The 14033-nt window shown below is 72.7% G+C and carries 9 protein-coding genes; 5 read left to right on the forward strand and 4 right to left on the reverse strand.

Annotated features, from left to right (window positions below):
* Nucleotides 1–141: 141 nt before the first annotated feature.
* On the reverse strand, nt 142–3093 hold the full coding sequence (locus ADY01_RS22220; protein WP_049576537.1) for a DEAD/DEAH box helicase: 2952 nt from the start codon (nt 3091–3093) through the stop codon (nt 142–144).
* A gap of 219 nt (nt 3094–3312) precedes the next feature.
* On the opposite strand from ADY01_RS22220, the gene ADY01_RS22225 reads away from it, so the two are divergent.
* The 4 genes from ADY01_RS22225 to ADY01_RS22240 all read left to right on the forward strand — a co-directional run bounded on the left by ADY01_RS22225 (nt 3313) and on the right by ADY01_RS22240 (nt 6010).
* A complete protein-coding gene (locus tag ADY01_RS22225; RefSeq protein ID WP_049576540.1) occupies nt 3313–4374 on the forward strand; it encodes a fatty acid desaturase family protein in 1062 nt (353 codons plus the stop codon).
* A gap of 154 nt (nt 4375–4528) precedes the next feature.
* Nucleotides 4529–4711 (forward strand): hypothetical protein, encoded by a 183-nt coding sequence (locus ADY01_RS22230; RefSeq protein ID WP_049576543.1) that lies wholly within the window; start codon nt 4529–4531, stop codon nt 4709–4711.
* A gap of 162 nt (nt 4712–4873) precedes the next feature.
* Nucleotides 4874–5266, forward strand: coding sequence for a roadblock/LC7 domain-containing protein (locus ADY01_RS22235; RefSeq protein WP_049576546.1), 393 nt, complete (start codon nt 4874–4876; stop codon nt 5264–5266).
* 99 nt (nt 5267–5365) lie between these two features.
* Nucleotides 5366–6010 (forward strand): DUF6397 family protein, encoded by a 645-nt coding sequence (locus tag ADY01_RS22240; protein ID WP_049576549.1) that lies wholly within the window; start codon nt 5366–5368, stop codon nt 6008–6010.
* Here the strand turns inward: ADY01_RS22240 and ADY01_RS22245 are convergent.
* Nucleotides 5988–8501, reverse strand: a complete 2514-nt coding sequence (locus ADY01_RS22245) for a DEAD/DEAH box helicase (RefSeq protein ID WP_049576552.1) — start codon at nt 8499–8501, stop codon at nt 5988–5990. The genes ADY01_RS22240 and ADY01_RS22245 overlap by 23 nt on opposite strands.
* Before the next feature lie 121 nt (nt 8502–8622).
* Here ADY01_RS22245 and ADY01_RS22250 point away from each other — a divergent pair, with 121 nt between their 5' ends.
* Complete coding sequence (locus ADY01_RS22250; protein WP_049576557.1) at nt 8623–9411, forward strand: metal-dependent hydrolase; 789 nt, start codon at nt 8623–8625, stop codon at nt 9409–9411.
* Between the two features lie 47 nt (nt 9412–9458).
* Here the strand turns inward: ADY01_RS22250 and ADY01_RS22255 are convergent, their stop codons facing one another.
* Both ADY01_RS22255 and ADY01_RS22260 read right to left on the reverse strand, forming a co-directional pair.
* Nucleotides 9459–11240, reverse strand: coding sequence for an ABC transporter ATP-binding protein (locus tag ADY01_RS22255; RefSeq protein WP_049576560.1), 1782 nt, complete (start codon nt 11238–11240; stop codon nt 9459–9461).
* Nucleotides 11237–13024, reverse strand: coding sequence for an ABC transporter transmembrane domain-containing protein (locus tag ADY01_RS22260; protein ID WP_049576564.1), 1788 nt, complete (start codon nt 13022–13024; stop codon nt 11237–11239). Before ADY01_RS22260 ends, ADY01_RS22255 begins: the two co-directional genes overlap by 4 nt.
* Nucleotides 13025–14033 lie beyond the last annotated feature (1009 nt).

A 14033-nucleotide genomic window follows, 5' to 3' on the forward strand; every position in this document is an offset into this window, starting at 1 on the left:
GCCGCCCCCCGTCCAGCGCGCTGTCCTCCAGCGCCTTCAGCCAGCTGAGCCCCCACCAGGTGGCCGCGAAGCCGCGGCCCGGCGCGGGCGGCAGCGCCTCGAAGACCACCTCGTCGTGCGCCCCCCGGCGCGCCGCACCGCTCATCGTTCGCTCCTGTGACGGTCGGCGCCGCGCAGGGCGACGAGGTCGGCCAGTTCGGCGTCGGACAGTTCGGTCAGGGCGGCCTCGCCGGCGCCCAGCACCGCGTCGGCCAGGGCCCGTTTCCGTTCCAGCAGCGCGGCGATCCGGTCCTCGACCGTGCCCTCCGCGATCAGCCGGTGCACCTGGACGGGCCGGTCCTGGCCGATGCGGTAGGCGCGGTCGGTGGCCTGCGCCTCGACGGCCGGGTTCCACCAGCGGTCGAAGTGCACCACGTGCTCGGCGCGGGTGAGGTTGAGTCCGGTGCCCGCCGCCTTGAGGGAGAGGAGGAAGACCGGCACCTCTCCCGCCGAGAAGCGCCGGACCATCTCCTCGCGCCGGGGGACCGGGGTCCCGCCGTGCAGCAGCAGGCTGTCCACCCCGGTGGCGGTCAGATGAGCCTCCAGGAGCCGCGCCATCCGCACGTACTGCGTGAAGACCAGGACGCTCGCGCCCTCGGCCAGGATGGAGCCCAGCAGCTCGTCGAAGAGCTCCAGCTTGCCCGAACGGCCCGCGAGCCGGGGCGCGCGCCCCTCCTTCCGGCCGTGCTCCTCCTTGAGGTAGTGCGCCGGGTGGTTGCAGATCTGCTTGAGCGAGGTCAGCAGCTTGAGCACCAGGCCGCGACGGGCCACGCCGCCGGCTCCCGAGACGGCGGCCAGACCCTCGCGGACCACGGCCTCGTAGAGCCCGGCCTGCTCGGCGGTGAGGGCGACGGCGCGGTCCGTCTCGGTCTTCGGCGGCAGCTCGGGCGCGATGCCCGGGTCGGACTTGCGGCGGCGCAGCAGGAAGGGCCGCACGAGCCGGGAGAGCCGGTCGGCCGCGGCCGGGTCCGCGCCCCCCTCGACGGCGTCGGCGTAGCGGGCGCGGAAGGCGCCCAGGCTTCCCAGCAGCCCCGGCGTGGACCAGTCGAGGATCGCCCACAGCTCCGAGAGGTTGTTCTCCACGGGCGTGCCGGTCAGCGCCACCCTGGCCCGGCCCGGAATGGCGCGCAGCCGCCTGGCGGTTGCGGAGAACGGGTTCTTGACGTGCTGGGCCTCGTCGGCGACGACCAGGCCCCAGTCGGCGCCCGCCGCGAGGCGGTCGGCGTCCAGCCGCATGGTGCCGTAGGTGGTGAGCACGAACTCGCCCGCGCCCAGCCCCTCCAGGTCCCGCGCGGGCCCGTGGTGGCGGCGGACGGGGGTGCCGGGGGCGAACGCCTGGATCTCCCGCTGCCAGTTGCCGAGCAGCGACGCGGGGCAGACGACGAGCGTGGGCCCGGCCGTGGCAGGCGAGGACTGCCGGTGCAGGTGGAGGGCGATCAGGGTCACCGTCTTGCCGAGCCCCATGTCGTCGGCGAGGCAGGCCCCGAGGCCGAGCGAGGTCATCCGGTGCAGCCAGTTCAGGCCGCGCAGCTGGTAGTCGCGCAGCGTGGCGGCCAGCGCGGGCGGCTGTGCCACGGGCTCCGCGCCTCCGCGTCCGGCCGCCTCGCCCGTGGCCCGGCCCGTGCCCTCGCGCCCGGGGTCGCGCTCGGGGTCGGCGAGGAGGTCGCGCAGCCCGCTCAGCCAGCCGGTCGGGGTGACCTCGATCCGTTCCCCGGCGATCTCGGTGGTCCCGGTGAGGGCGGCGCCGAGCGCGTCGAGGGCGGCCATCTTGCCGTCCTGCCGGGCGAGCGCCCGCCGCACCTCGTCCGGGGCGACCAGGACCCACTGGTCCCGCAGCCGCACCGCCGGGCGTCCGGCCTCGGCGAGCCGGTCGAGCTCCTCCCGGGTCAGCTCGGCGCCCCCCACGGCGAACCGCCAGTTGAATCCGAGCAGCGCGCCGGGGGACAGCAGCGACGGCAGCGCCGACTCCGCGCGGTCCCGGGCCGACTCCCCGTCGCCGGTGCCGACCTCGGCGCGGGCCGTCAGGCCGCGGACGAACTCGCGCGGCCAGTGGACGCGCACGCCCGCCGCGTCGAGGGCCCGGGTGACCGGCTCGCCGAGCAGCTCGCCGATGTCCTCCTCGGCGAGGTCGACGGCGTCGGGGACGGCCGCCGACAGCAGGGGTGTCAGCGGCTCCCAGGCGGCCGCCGCGCGGCGCAGCGCCAGCAGCGCGTCGGTGCGGGCGCGCGGGCCGAACGCGCCGGCGGCGGGCGAGGAGCCCGACCACACCTCGGCGGCGTCGGCGACCACCGCGGGGTCGCCGAGGCTGTGGAGCTGGACGACGGCGCCGAACCGCGGGCCGTCCCCGGCGAGGCCGTCGGCCTCGATCCGCAGCGAGACGCGCACGCCCGCGTCGTGCCCCGCGGCCACCGCCTGGGCCCAGGGCCGGTGCTCCGGCATCCTCCGCGGCGCGGGGGCGGCCCAGGCCGGGCCGCCGGTGGCGAGCGCGGCGGCCGGGGTGCGCGGCAGCGCGTCGGCGACCGCGTCGAGGAAGGATCGCAGCAGCGCCTCGGGGCGAGGGAGCAGGGGTCCGCCGTCCTCGGCGGGCTCGGGCAGGGGAGCGGCGCGCGCCCGCGGCGGCATGGCGTCGGCGAGCGCTCGCAGCCGCGCGGCGTCGGCGGAGTCCAGGGGGCCGAACCGCCAGGCGTCGTGGTCGGCCGCGCTGAGTCCGGGCAGCAGCCGTCCCCGGGCGGCGAGCTGGAGGGCGAGAACGGCGGCGGCGCCCCAGCAGGCGGCGGCGCCGTCGGCCCCCGTGGCGCGGGCCCGGGTGAGCACGGGCAGCGCGTCGGCCACGGGCAGGATCGCCGCGGGCACCCGGCGGGTGGCCACCGAGCCGTCGGGGTCCTGGAGGACGACGGTCAACTCCTCGGTGGGGACATCCCCTTCGGCCGGGCGCTCGCCGTCGGCCCGCCAGAAGGCGACGCGCGACGCGCGTGGCGGGTCGGCGGGCAGGAAGACGGCGGAACAGGTGGAGAGGGCGGACGACTGGGCGGGTGTGACCGGGCTCGCTGCCACGTGCTGACGCGCTCCTCAAACTTGACTAGGCGCGGGGGCGGCGGCCGAGGGTACATCACCTCGGGACTGATTCGGAAATGGTGGTGATAAACCGGTGCAAACCCCCATAAATTTAGGGGGGCTGGGTACACCCCCGGTTCGGGGGCTGCGGCCATGGCGGAGCGGCGCGCTGGTTTCTACGTTTCTAAGGAGAGATCCCCCGAACGCCCCGGAGACGACATGCCCCAGGCCTCTGCCCTGACCGCCCCACCACGTCCGCGGACCAAACCCGCGGATGAATTCTCCCCACTTCTGCGGGAGATAAAGGGGCAGGACCTGCTCAACCGGCGTATTGGCTGGTACGTGGCGCGCATCGGCCTCAACTCCCTGGTGCTGGCGGCCATCGTCTCGGCGGTGCTCCTGGTCGGCGACTCGTGGTGGACCCTGCTGCTCGCCGTTCCGCTGGCGCTCTTCTCCACCCGCACGGCGTTCTTCGGCCACGACGCGGGCCACGCGCAGATCGCCTCCACCCGGCGCGTGAACCGTCTCATCGGCCTCTGGCACGGCAACCTGCTGCTCGGCATGAGCTCCGCCTGGTGGAACGACAAGCACAACCGGCACCACGCGAACCCGAACCACACGGACAAGGACCCGGACGTCGGGGAGGGCGTGCTGGTCTGGACCCAGATGCAGGCCGAGAAGCGCGAGGGCGTGGGCCGCTGGCTCACCATGAACCAGGCGTGGCTCTTCTTCCCGCTGCTGCTCCTCGAAGGCTTCGCGCTCAAGGTGGCCAGCGTGCGGATGGTGTTCTCCTCGGCGGGCTGGGAGCGGCAGGGCCGCGCCCGCGCGCTGGAGATCTCGCTGATGGCCGTGCACTTCGCCGCGTATGTCACCCTCCTCGGCGTCGCCATGTCGCCGGGCAAGGCGGTGCTCTTCGCGCTGATCCACCACATGCTGTTCGGCCTCCACCTGGGCTGCGTCTTCGCGCCCAACCACAAGGGCATGGAGATGCCCGACCCCGCCGCGGAGCAGCGCTGGGGCCATCTGCGGCGCCAGGTCCTGACCTCGCGCAACGTCCGCGGCGGCCCCGTCACCGACTGGATGATGGGCGGGCTGAACTACCAGATCGAGCACCACCTGTTCCCGAACATGCCCCGCCCGAACCTCCGGCGGGCCCGCCCCACGGTGCTCCAGTACTGCGCGGCGAACGGCCTGCCCTACGCGGAGACGGGACTGATCGACTCCTACGGGCAGGCGCTGCGCTACATGCACGAGGTGGGGGCTCCGCTGCGGCAGGACTGACGCGCGGCGGGACACACGGGGGTGGCCGGCGAGCACGAGGGCGACGGGGGCCGGCCCGGCCACACCCGGACCATTCACCACGGAACGGATGAGACCGGAAGCGCGTTCACTCATCGGGGCGGCGCACGCCGCCCCGACAGAGGAGGTAGCGACAATGTCTCGACGCGGCAAGATCGCCATCGGCGGGGTGGCCGTGGGCCTCGTGCTCTGGGTCCTGACCAACTTCTGGATCGCGGCGCTCGCGAGCCTCGGCGTCCCCGCCGCGGCCTATCTGATGCTCGACCCGGCGCAGCGGCGCAGGCTGCGGCGCGTGGGGCGCAAGGAGCTGGGCCGCTGAGTCCACCTCCCTCGCCGCCCCCGCGTTCGACCCGGTGACTCAGCTCATCGGAAGAAACGGTACGGTCCCTTCCGGATAGCGGTACCGCACAGGTGGTTGCCGACAGCCTCTTACTGGGGAAGGCTGACACAGCAGTCGCCTTACGAGAAGGGGGAGCTGGGGATGGCACTGAGCACGACGCTTGACTGGCTACTGGACGATCTGGCGCAACGACTGCCGCGCGTGCGGCACGTTCTGCTCCTGTCGAGCGACGGACTGGTGACCTCGGTGAGCCGAGGGCTCAAGCGCAGCAGCGCCGAGCATCTGGCCGCCGTCGCCTCCGGGCTGCACAGCCTCGCCAAGGGGGTCGGGGAGCACTTCAGGGCCGGCGACGTCCGCCAGACGATGATCGAGTTCGACGACGGCGTGCTGTTCGTGACCGCCGCGGGAGACGGCAGCTGCCTCTGTGTCCTGGCCGGGCCCGATGCGGACATCGGCCAGGTCGGGTACGAGATGACCCTCCTGGTGAACAAGGTGGGCGAACACATGGGGCTCGCCGCCCGGGACATGAACTGATCGCTCTCCGTAAGAATTGACTACGGAGGGTTGCGAAGCGCGGGATGCTGTGGGAGTCTGGTTACTGACGGTAATCAGAGCTCTCTCGGGGAGGATCCCATGCACGCATACCAGACCTCGATCATCACCGCCCCACGCGAGGAGTGGTCCCCGGGCCCGGACGTCGAGCCCTCCCCTCTGGTCAACGCGACCGCGGGCGCGCAGCTGCTCGGCATCGCGCCCGCCCGGTTCGCCCGGCTGGCGCGCTACGGGTGCTTCAGCCCCGTGGACCTCCGGGTGAACCGCCACCGGGTCCTGGTCTGGCGCTATCCGGCCGCCGAGCTCAGGGCGTTCGCCGCGAGCTTCCCGACCCTGCTGAGCGGCCCCGTCCCCGACCCCATGCGCCGGTCCCTCGCCCGTGGCGATGACTGGCGCCCCCGCCGCTGGCGCGGTCGGCGCACGACCCTCCTCGCCGGCCGGGCGGAGACCGTCTGGCAGCGGGCCGCCGCTCACGCCGCCGTCCTGGAGCCGCCCGCGCTCGAGGCCGAGGCGCCCGACCCCGGCGAGCGGGACCTGCTGCGACGGCTCCGCCCACGGCTGATCGGCCCCACGCTCGCGGCCCAGCACGGAGACACCGTCCGCCCGCTGCTGACCGCGACCGACCCGGACGAGGTCCGGGGGTACCGGACCAGACTGCGCCACGCCCTCCGCGAGGCGCGCGGAGGGCGAGCGGAGCCCCCGCTCAGAGCTGGCCCACGTCCATGACCTTGATCACCGCGCGGCCCTCCGCGTCCGACGCGGTCAGGTCGACCTCGGCCGAGATACCCCAGTCGTGGTCCCCCGCGGGATCGGCGAACGTCTGCCGCACCCGCCACAGGCCGTCCTCGGGACGCTCCTCGATCCGCAGCAGCCGCGGCCCGCGGGCGTCGGGGCCGGTGCCCAGCTCGTCGTACTCCTGCCAGTAGCCGTCCATCGCCTCCCCCCACGCGTCGGCGTTCCAGCCCGCCTCGCGGTCCAGCTCGCCGAGCTCGTCCACACGGTCCAGCGCGGCCAGCTCCACCCGGCGGAAGAGGGCGTTGCGGACCAGCACCCGGAAGGCGCGGGCATTGGCGGTCACCGGCCGCACCTGATCCGCCCGATCCTGGGCCTCGGTGGCGTCCTCGGCCTCCGGGTTGGCCAGCTGCTCCCACTCGTCCAGCAGGCTGGAGTCGACCTGGCGGACCAGCTCGCCGAGCCAGGCGGCGATGTCCTGGAAGTCCTCCGACTTCAGATCGTCCGGCACCGTGTGCTCCAGCGCCTTGTAGGCGCCCGCGAGGTAGCGGAGCACGATGCCCTCGGTGCGCGCCAGTTCGTAGTGCGAGACGAACTCGGAGAAGGTCATCGCCCGCTCGTACATGTCCCGTACCACCGACTTGGGGGAGAGCGGATGATCGCCGACCCACGGATGACTCTTGCGGTACACGCCGAACGCATGGAACAGCAGCTCGTCCAGCGGGCGCGGATAGGTGATGTCCATCAGCCGCTCCATCCGCTCCTCGTACTCGACGCCCTCCGCCTTCATGGCCGCCACGGCCTCGCCCCGCGCCTTGTTCTGCTGGGCGGCGAGGATCTGCCGCGGATCGTCCAGCGTCGACTCCACCACGGAGACCATGTCCAGCGCGTAGGAGGGGGATTCGGGATCCAGCAGCTCGAACGCGGCCAGGGCGAACGTCGACAGCGGCTGATTGAGCGCGAAGTCGGCCTGGAGATCGACCGTCAGCCGCACGATCCGGCCCTGGCCGTCCGGCTCGTCGAGACGCTCGACGATCCCCCCGTCGAGCAGCGAGCGGTAGATCGCGATGGCCCGCCTGATGTGGCGCAGCTGCTGCCTGCGGGGCTCGTGGTTGTCCTCCAGCAGCCGCCGCATCGCGGCGAACGCGTCGCCGGGACGGGCGATGATGGCCAGCAGCATCGCGTGCGTCACGCGGAAGCGGGACGTCAGCTGCTCGGGCTCGGCGCCGATGAGCCGCTGGAAGGTCTCCTCACCCCAGTTCACGAAGCCCTCGGGCGGCTTCTTGCGGACCACCTTGCGGCGCTTCTTGGGATCGTCACCGGCCTTGGCGAGGGCCTTCTCGTTCTCCACCACATGGTCGGGCGCCTGGGCCACCACGAGGCCCGACGTGTCGAACCCGGCCCGCCCGGCGCGGCCCGCGATCTGGTGGAACTCGCGGGCCCGCAGCACCCGCACCCGGTTCCCGTCGTACTTGGTGAGCGCCGTGAACAGCACCGTCCGAATGGGCACATTGACGCCCACGCCCAGCGTGTCGGTGCCGCAGATCACCTTCAGCAGCCCCGCCTGCGCCAGCTTCTCCACCAGCCTGCGGTACTTGGGCAGCATCCCGGCGTGGTGCACCCCGATGCCGTGGCGGACATAGCGGGAGAGGTTCCTGCCGAACTTCGTGGTGAACCTGAAGTTGCCGATGACGGCGGCGATCTCGTCCTTCTCGGCGCGGGTGCTCATATTGATGCTCATCAGCGCCTGCGCCCGCTCCACCGCCTGGGCCTGGGTGAAGTGAACGATGTAGACCGGAGCCTGATGCGTCTCCAGCAGCTCCGTCAGGGTCTCGGTCAGCGCGGACGTACGGTACTCGTAGCTCAGCGGCACCGGACGCGTGGCCGAGCGCACCACCGTCGTCGGCCGCCCCGTACGCCGCCTCAGGTCCTCCTCGAACCGCGCCACGTCGCCGAGCGTCGCGGACATCAGGATGAACTGCGCCTGCGGCAGTTCGAGCAGCGGGATCTGCCACGCCCAGCCCCGGTCGGGCTCGGCATAGAAGTGGAACTCGTCCATGACCACCTGCCCGATGTCCGCCTGCGCGCCGTCCCGCAGCGCGATCGAGGCCAGGACCTCGGCGGTGCAGCAGATGACGGGGGCGTCGGCGTTGACCGACGCGTCGCCGGTGAGCATGCCGACGTTCTCGGTCCCGAAGAGCTTGCACAGATCGAAGAACTTCTCGGAGACCAGTGCCTTGATCGGCGCCGTGTAGAACGTCACCTGGTCCCGGGACAGCGCCGCGAAGTGCGCTCCGGCCGCCACCAGGGACTTGCCCGACCCGGTCGGAGTGGACAAGATGACGTTCGCACCGGAGACCACCTCGATCAGTGCCTCCTCCTGGGCCGGATAGAGGGCGATGCCCCGCTCACCGACCCACGACGAGAAGGCGTCGAAGAGGGCATCGGGGTCGCTGTCCGTCGGCATCTGATCGATAAGGGTCACCGCTCCATACTGCCCGCAATGCGCGGCCCACGGGGAACCGGCCCGACGCTCGAAGATCGCGGGGCACTACGCTGTGCGGCCGACGGGCACTCAAAAACCCAAGAAGGGGCGGGGCGCAGCCATGATGGGACCGGCGCATTCACTGTCCGGAGCGATGGCCTGGCTGGGGGTGGGGGCCGCCGCCGCGGCGGCGGACCACGCCATGCCGTGGCAGGTTCTCCTCGCCGGGGCGCTGATCTGCGCCGGGGCGGCCCTCGCCCCCGACCTGGACCACAAGTCGGCAACGATCTCGCGGGCGTTCGGCCCCCTGTCGAAGATGCTCGCCGGCCTCATCGACAAGCTCTCCGAGGTCGTCTACAACTCCACCCGCGGCAGAGGGGACAGACGCCGCACCGGAGGACACCGCACCCTGACCCACACCTGGATCTGGGCCGTGCTGCTCGGCGCGGGCTTCTCCTTCGCGGCGATCACCTGGGGCCGCTGGGCCGTGCTGGTCATCCTCTTCATCCACATGGTGCTCGCCGTGGAGGGCCTCCTGTGGCGCATGGCCCGGGTATCCAGCGATGTCCTGGTGTGGATGCTGGGCGCCACCAGCGCCTGGCTGCTGGCCGGAGTCCTCGACCAGCCGGGCAACGGGTCCGACTGGCTGTTCGAGGACCAGCCCTACCTGTGGATCGGACTCCCCATCGTGCTCGGCTCCATCGTCCACACCCTCGGCGACGCCATCACCGTCTCCGGATGCCCGATGCTGTGGCCGCTCCCGATCGCCGGCAGGCGCTGGTACCCGCTGGGCCCTCCCCGCTTCATGCGGTTCAGGGCGGGCGCCTGGGTGGAGAACAGGGTGCTGATGCCCGCCTTCATGGTGATAGGCGCGGCCAGCGGCGTGGGGGCCGTGATGCTCGCGGCCTGACCACACCGCCGGCGGTCGCGGCGGCGACGGTCGCCGCGACCGGCGGCTCAGCTGTGCCAGGACCGCCACAGCGCCGCGTACGCCCCATCGGCCGCCACCAGCTCGTCGTGGCTGCCCAGCTCGCTGATCCGACCGTCCTCCACCACCGCGATCACGTCGGCGTCGTGCGCCGTGTGCAGCCGGTGGGCGATGGCGATCACCGTCCTGCCCTCCAGCACCCGCGCCAGGGACCGCTCCAGGTGGCGCGCCGCCCGCGGGTCGAGCAGCGAGGTCGCCTCGTCCAGGACCAGAGTGTGGGGATCCGCCAGCACCAGCCTGGCCAAGGCGATCTGCTGGGCCTGCGCCGGCGAGACGCTCAGCCCGCCGGAGCCGACCTCGCTGTCGAGGCCGTCCGGCAGATCCCGCGCCCACGCGTCCGCGTCCACCGCGGCCAGCGCCGCCCACAGCTCGGCGTCCCCGGCGTCGGGCGAGGCCAACAGCAGATTGTCCCGGAGCGGCCCGACGAACACGTGATGTTCCTGGTTGACCAGCGCCACCTGCTCCCTGACCCGCTCGGCCGTCATCCCGGCCAGCCGCGCCCCGCCGAGCGTCACCTCGCCCGTGCGCGGGGCATAGATTCCGGCCAGCAGCCGCCCCAGCGTGGACTTCCCCGCGCCCGAGGGCCCCACCAGCGCCATCCGGGTCCCGGGCGCCACGTCGAGCGACACATCGTGCAGCACATCGGTGTCGGCCAGGTACCCGAAACGCACCCGCTCGGCCGTCAGCTCCCTGCCGTCGGGCGCCACCGAGGCGTCCCCAGGCTCGTCCTCCACCTCTCGCACACCCACCAGGCGGGCCAGGGACACCTGGGCGACCTGAAGCTCGTCCAGCCAGCGCAGGATCATCCCGACGGGCTCGACGAGCATCTGCGCCAGCAGCGCCCCCGTGGTCAGCTGACCCACGCTCAGCCACCCCTGAAGCACGAAGGTGCCGCCGATCATCAGCACACCGCTGAGAATCAGCGCGTGGTAGACGTTGATCGCAGGTATCAGCACCGACCGCAGCCAGAGCGTGTACCGCTCCCAGGCCGTCCACTCCTTGACCCGCCGGTCGGAGAGCTCGACCCGCCGACCCTCGAGCCGGTGGACCTCGATGGTCCGCCCCGCGTCCACCGTCTCGGCCAGCGCCGCCGCCACCGCCGCATACCCCGCCGCCTCCGAACGGTAGGCCGCCCCCGCCCGCCTGAAGTACCAGCGGCACGCGAGGAACAGCGGAGGGAACGAGATCAGCACGGCGAGGCCCAGCGCCGGGGCCGTCACCACGATGCCGCCCAGCAACAGCCCCGCCCACACCACGGCGATGGACATCTGCGGCACCGCCTCGCGCATCGCCTTGGCCAGCCGGTCGATGTCCGTGTTGACCCGGGCCAGCAGATCACCGGTGCCGGCCCGCTCCAGCACCCCGGGAGGCAGTCCCACCGAACGGACGAGGAAGTCCTCCCGCAGATCCGCCAGCATCCGCTCGCCCAGCACGGCGCCGCGCAGCCGCACCATCCGCACGAAGATGGCCTGCACCACCAGGGCCAGCGCGAAGATCGTGAGAGTGCGGCCCATATGCAGCTCGCGATCCCCGTCGGCCAGGCCCTGCACGACCTGCCCCAGGAGATAGGGACCGACCATGGAGGCCCCGACCGCGACCGTGTTGATGACCACCAGCGCGACAAAGCTCCGCCGGTGCCTGACCAGCAGCTCCCGCACGTAGTCGCGCACCGTCTCCCGGCCCGCGACCGGCAGCGTGGTCGCGTGCTCCGTGGACGCCGGGTCGTACTCCGGCGGTCTCATGCCGATCATGCGGTCTCCTCAGCCAGGGAAGCGGTGTCCGGTTCGCGGGTGATGACGGCCCGGTACCCGGGGACGGTGTGCAGCAGCTCCCGGTGCGGTGCCGTCGCGACGACCGTGCCCTCGTCGACGAACGCCACCAGGTCCGCCCGGTCCAGCAGCAGGGGACTCGACGTGAACACCACCGTGGTCCGCCCGGCGCGCAGCCCCCCCAGGCCCTCCGCGATCCTCGCCTCGGTGTGCGAGTCGACGGCGGAGGTCGGCTCGTCGAGGACCAGCACGTCGGGGTCGGTGATCAGCGAGCGCGCCAGCGCCAGGCGCTGCCGCTGACCGCCGGAGAGCGAACGCCCCCGCTCGGTGATGCGGGTCCGCATCGGATCCCCGCTGCCATCGGTCGACGCCTGGGCCAGCGCCGTCAGCACGTCGTGGCACTGCGCGGTCCGCAGCGCCTCGCCCGCCGACACCCGCCCGGTGGCCGGCACGGACAGCAGCTCGCCCAGCGTCCCGGACAGCAGCACCGGGTCCTTGTCCTGCACCAGCACGGCGGCGCGGGCGGCGGCGAGCGGCACGTCGTTCAGCGCGACACCCCCCAGCTGGGCCGACGGGGCGGCGTCCTCGTTCGCCGGATGGCCGCCGAGTCGCTCGGCCAGCCGCTCGGCGAGGCTCGCGTCCCCGCACACCACCGCGGTCAGCAGGCCCCGCGGGGCCACCAGCCCGGTGGCCGGATCGCGCACCTCGCCCGCGAGCGGCGCCTCCAGCGCACCGACAGGACCGACTGCACCGACCGCACTCCCCGGCTGCTCCCGGCGCAGCCCGAGCACCCGCACCGCCCGCTTCGCCGACGGCCGGGAGAAGGTGAAGGCCATCGCCGTCTCCTGGAACAGCCGCAGCGGGAACAGCAGGAAGGTCACCGCCCCGTAGACGGCGACCAGTTCACCCGCGCCGATCCGGCCGTCCAGCGCCAGCTGCGTGCCCTGCCAGACGATCGCGATCATCAGCAGCCCCGGCATCACCACCTGGACGGCGTCGATGAACGACCACATGCGGGCGTTGTGCACCGAGGCGGCGCGGACCTCCTGCGAGGCGCGGCGGTAGCGGTCGAGGAAGAGCTCCTCGCCGCCGATCCCGCGCAGCACCCGCAGCCCGGCCACCGTGTCCGACGCCAGCTCGGTAGCCCGGCCGGACTTGGCGCGCTCCCGGTCGGCGCGCCGGGTCGCGGCTGGCAGCAGCGGCCAGACGCTCAGCACGACGGCGGTCACCCCGCCCAGCACCAGCACCCCCAGACGCGGTTCATGGACGATCAGACCGGCGCAGACGGCCAGCGCCACGACGACCGCGGCGGCGAAGCGGGAGAACGTCTCGACGAACCAGCCGATCTTCTCCACATCCCCGGTCGACACCTTGACCACCTCCCCCGCGGCGACCTGGCGGGTCAGGACCCCGCCCAGCGCCGCGGTGCGGCGGGCGAGAAGCTGCTGCACCCGGGCCGCCGCGGTGATCCAGTTGGTCACCGCGGCGCGGTGCAGCATCGTGTCCGCGAACGTCATGACGAGCGTGAGTCCGAGCATGATCAGCCCGGTCAGCGCCAGCCGGCTGCCGGAACCGTCCACGGCGGCCTCGATCGCCAGGCCCATGGTCAGCGGCAGCCCGGCGACGGTCGCCATGTGGAGCGTGCCCCAGCTCATGGCCTTCAGCTGGCCGCCGAGCTGCTGGCGGAAGAGCCAGACGAGGAAGCGGAATCCGGACCGTACGTCGGGGTCACCGGGGTCGGGGTACGGAAGATCACGAATCTGCATGACATCCCAGAGTCAGTGCGCGAGAAGGTGGGCAACCGACCAAGAATCGGGGTCGGCTGTGCCGAATTTCAATGGGTTTTTCCCAGCCCCGAACGGAACGCGTCCCTCCTCCGCGCGCCTTCGACCTTGCGCTCCCCGGCGCGGGCCGCCTCACGATCGCCGACGAATCGCGTGTCCGAAAAATGACGGCACGATATGCGCGAGCCCCGGCAAGCCCGTGCCCCCGGCAGCGCCGGACGCTCTGCGGCGGAAGGAGCGCTCGCGCCCTCCCCCGGGGAGAGGTCCCGCCCGCTTCCGACGCCCCCGGCCGTCACCACGGAGAGCGGCTCCAGCGGCATCCGCGCGGCCGGCGCACGCCCCCGCCGCACCTCTTCCCACCGGCCGCGCGCCGGGCCGCGGAGTTCAACCAACGAAGCCGCCACCCCCACTGACCGGCCCGAACCGGGGTGTTCCCGTTCACTTCCCCGCGTCCGGTCGGACCCTGGGGGAGCTCTCGGCGGTTTCTCTGTTTGAAAAAGGAATGCTCCGGGTGTTGACGGGAGGGTTGCGCGCTTCCACTATGAGGGACATTACCGCCGGGTGGGAGCGCTCCCATCGGTCGCGCGGGCGACGTTGCCGCCCGGCGGTGGTTCTCGTGCCGACGCAAAGGATCGAGAAGGGCCGCGAACATGCCACCCCCCCATGGAATGACCGTCGTGTGCCGGGTCTCCTGGCGCGGCGGCCTGTCGCCCGGATGTGACGGGCGGGCAGGATCCGGCGAACATCAGCCGGCCGAGCCGTCTCGGCGGCCCGGCGGCCGGCGCGGCGAGGACCGCCGCCCGTTGCTCACGACGTGGATTCAAGAAGTCAACGATCTCAGCGCGTTCAACCGGCGAAGCCGGGGAGCGGGTCTGTGAACTGACGGCATCTGCCGCCAGGTCGCCAGGTCTCGCCGACTGAACGCGACCCCCGCCGCCCACCGTTGGTGCGAGCCGCGCCGGGCCCCCTGCGGGAGGGGGTGTCTGGTGGG

Source organism: Streptomyces sp. SBT349 (assembly GCF_001083795.1).
In the GTDB taxonomy this organism is placed as follows: domain Bacteria; phylum Actinomycetota; class Actinomycetes; order Streptomycetales; family Streptomycetaceae; genus Streptomyces.

Coding starts and splice junctions, on each gene's coding strand:
- ADY01_RS22250 (WP_049576557.1), top strand. CDS start 8,623: ATGATGGGACCGGCGCATTCACTGTCCGGAGCGATGGCCTGGCTGGGG.
- ADY01_RS22255 (WP_049576560.1), bottom strand. CDS start 11,240: ATGATCGGCATGAGACCGCCGGAGTACGACCCGGCGTCCACGGAGCAC.
- ADY01_RS22225 (WP_049576540.1), top strand. CDS start 3,313: ATGCCCCAGGCCTCTGCCCTGACCGCCCCACCACGTCCGCGGACCAAA.
- ADY01_RS22230 (WP_049576543.1), top strand. CDS start 4,529: ATGTCTCGACGCGGCAAGATCGCCATCGGCGGGGTGGCCGTGGGCCTC.
- ADY01_RS22240 (WP_049576549.1), top strand. CDS start 5,366: ATGCACGCATACCAGACCTCGATCATCACCGCCCCACGCGAGGAGTGG.
- ADY01_RS22235 (WP_049576546.1), top strand. CDS start 4,874: ATGGCACTGAGCACGACGCTTGACTGGCTACTGGACGATCTGGCGCAA.
- ADY01_RS22260 (WP_049576564.1), bottom strand. CDS start 13,024: ATGCAGATTCGTGATCTTCCGTACCCCGACCCCGGTGACCCCGACGTA.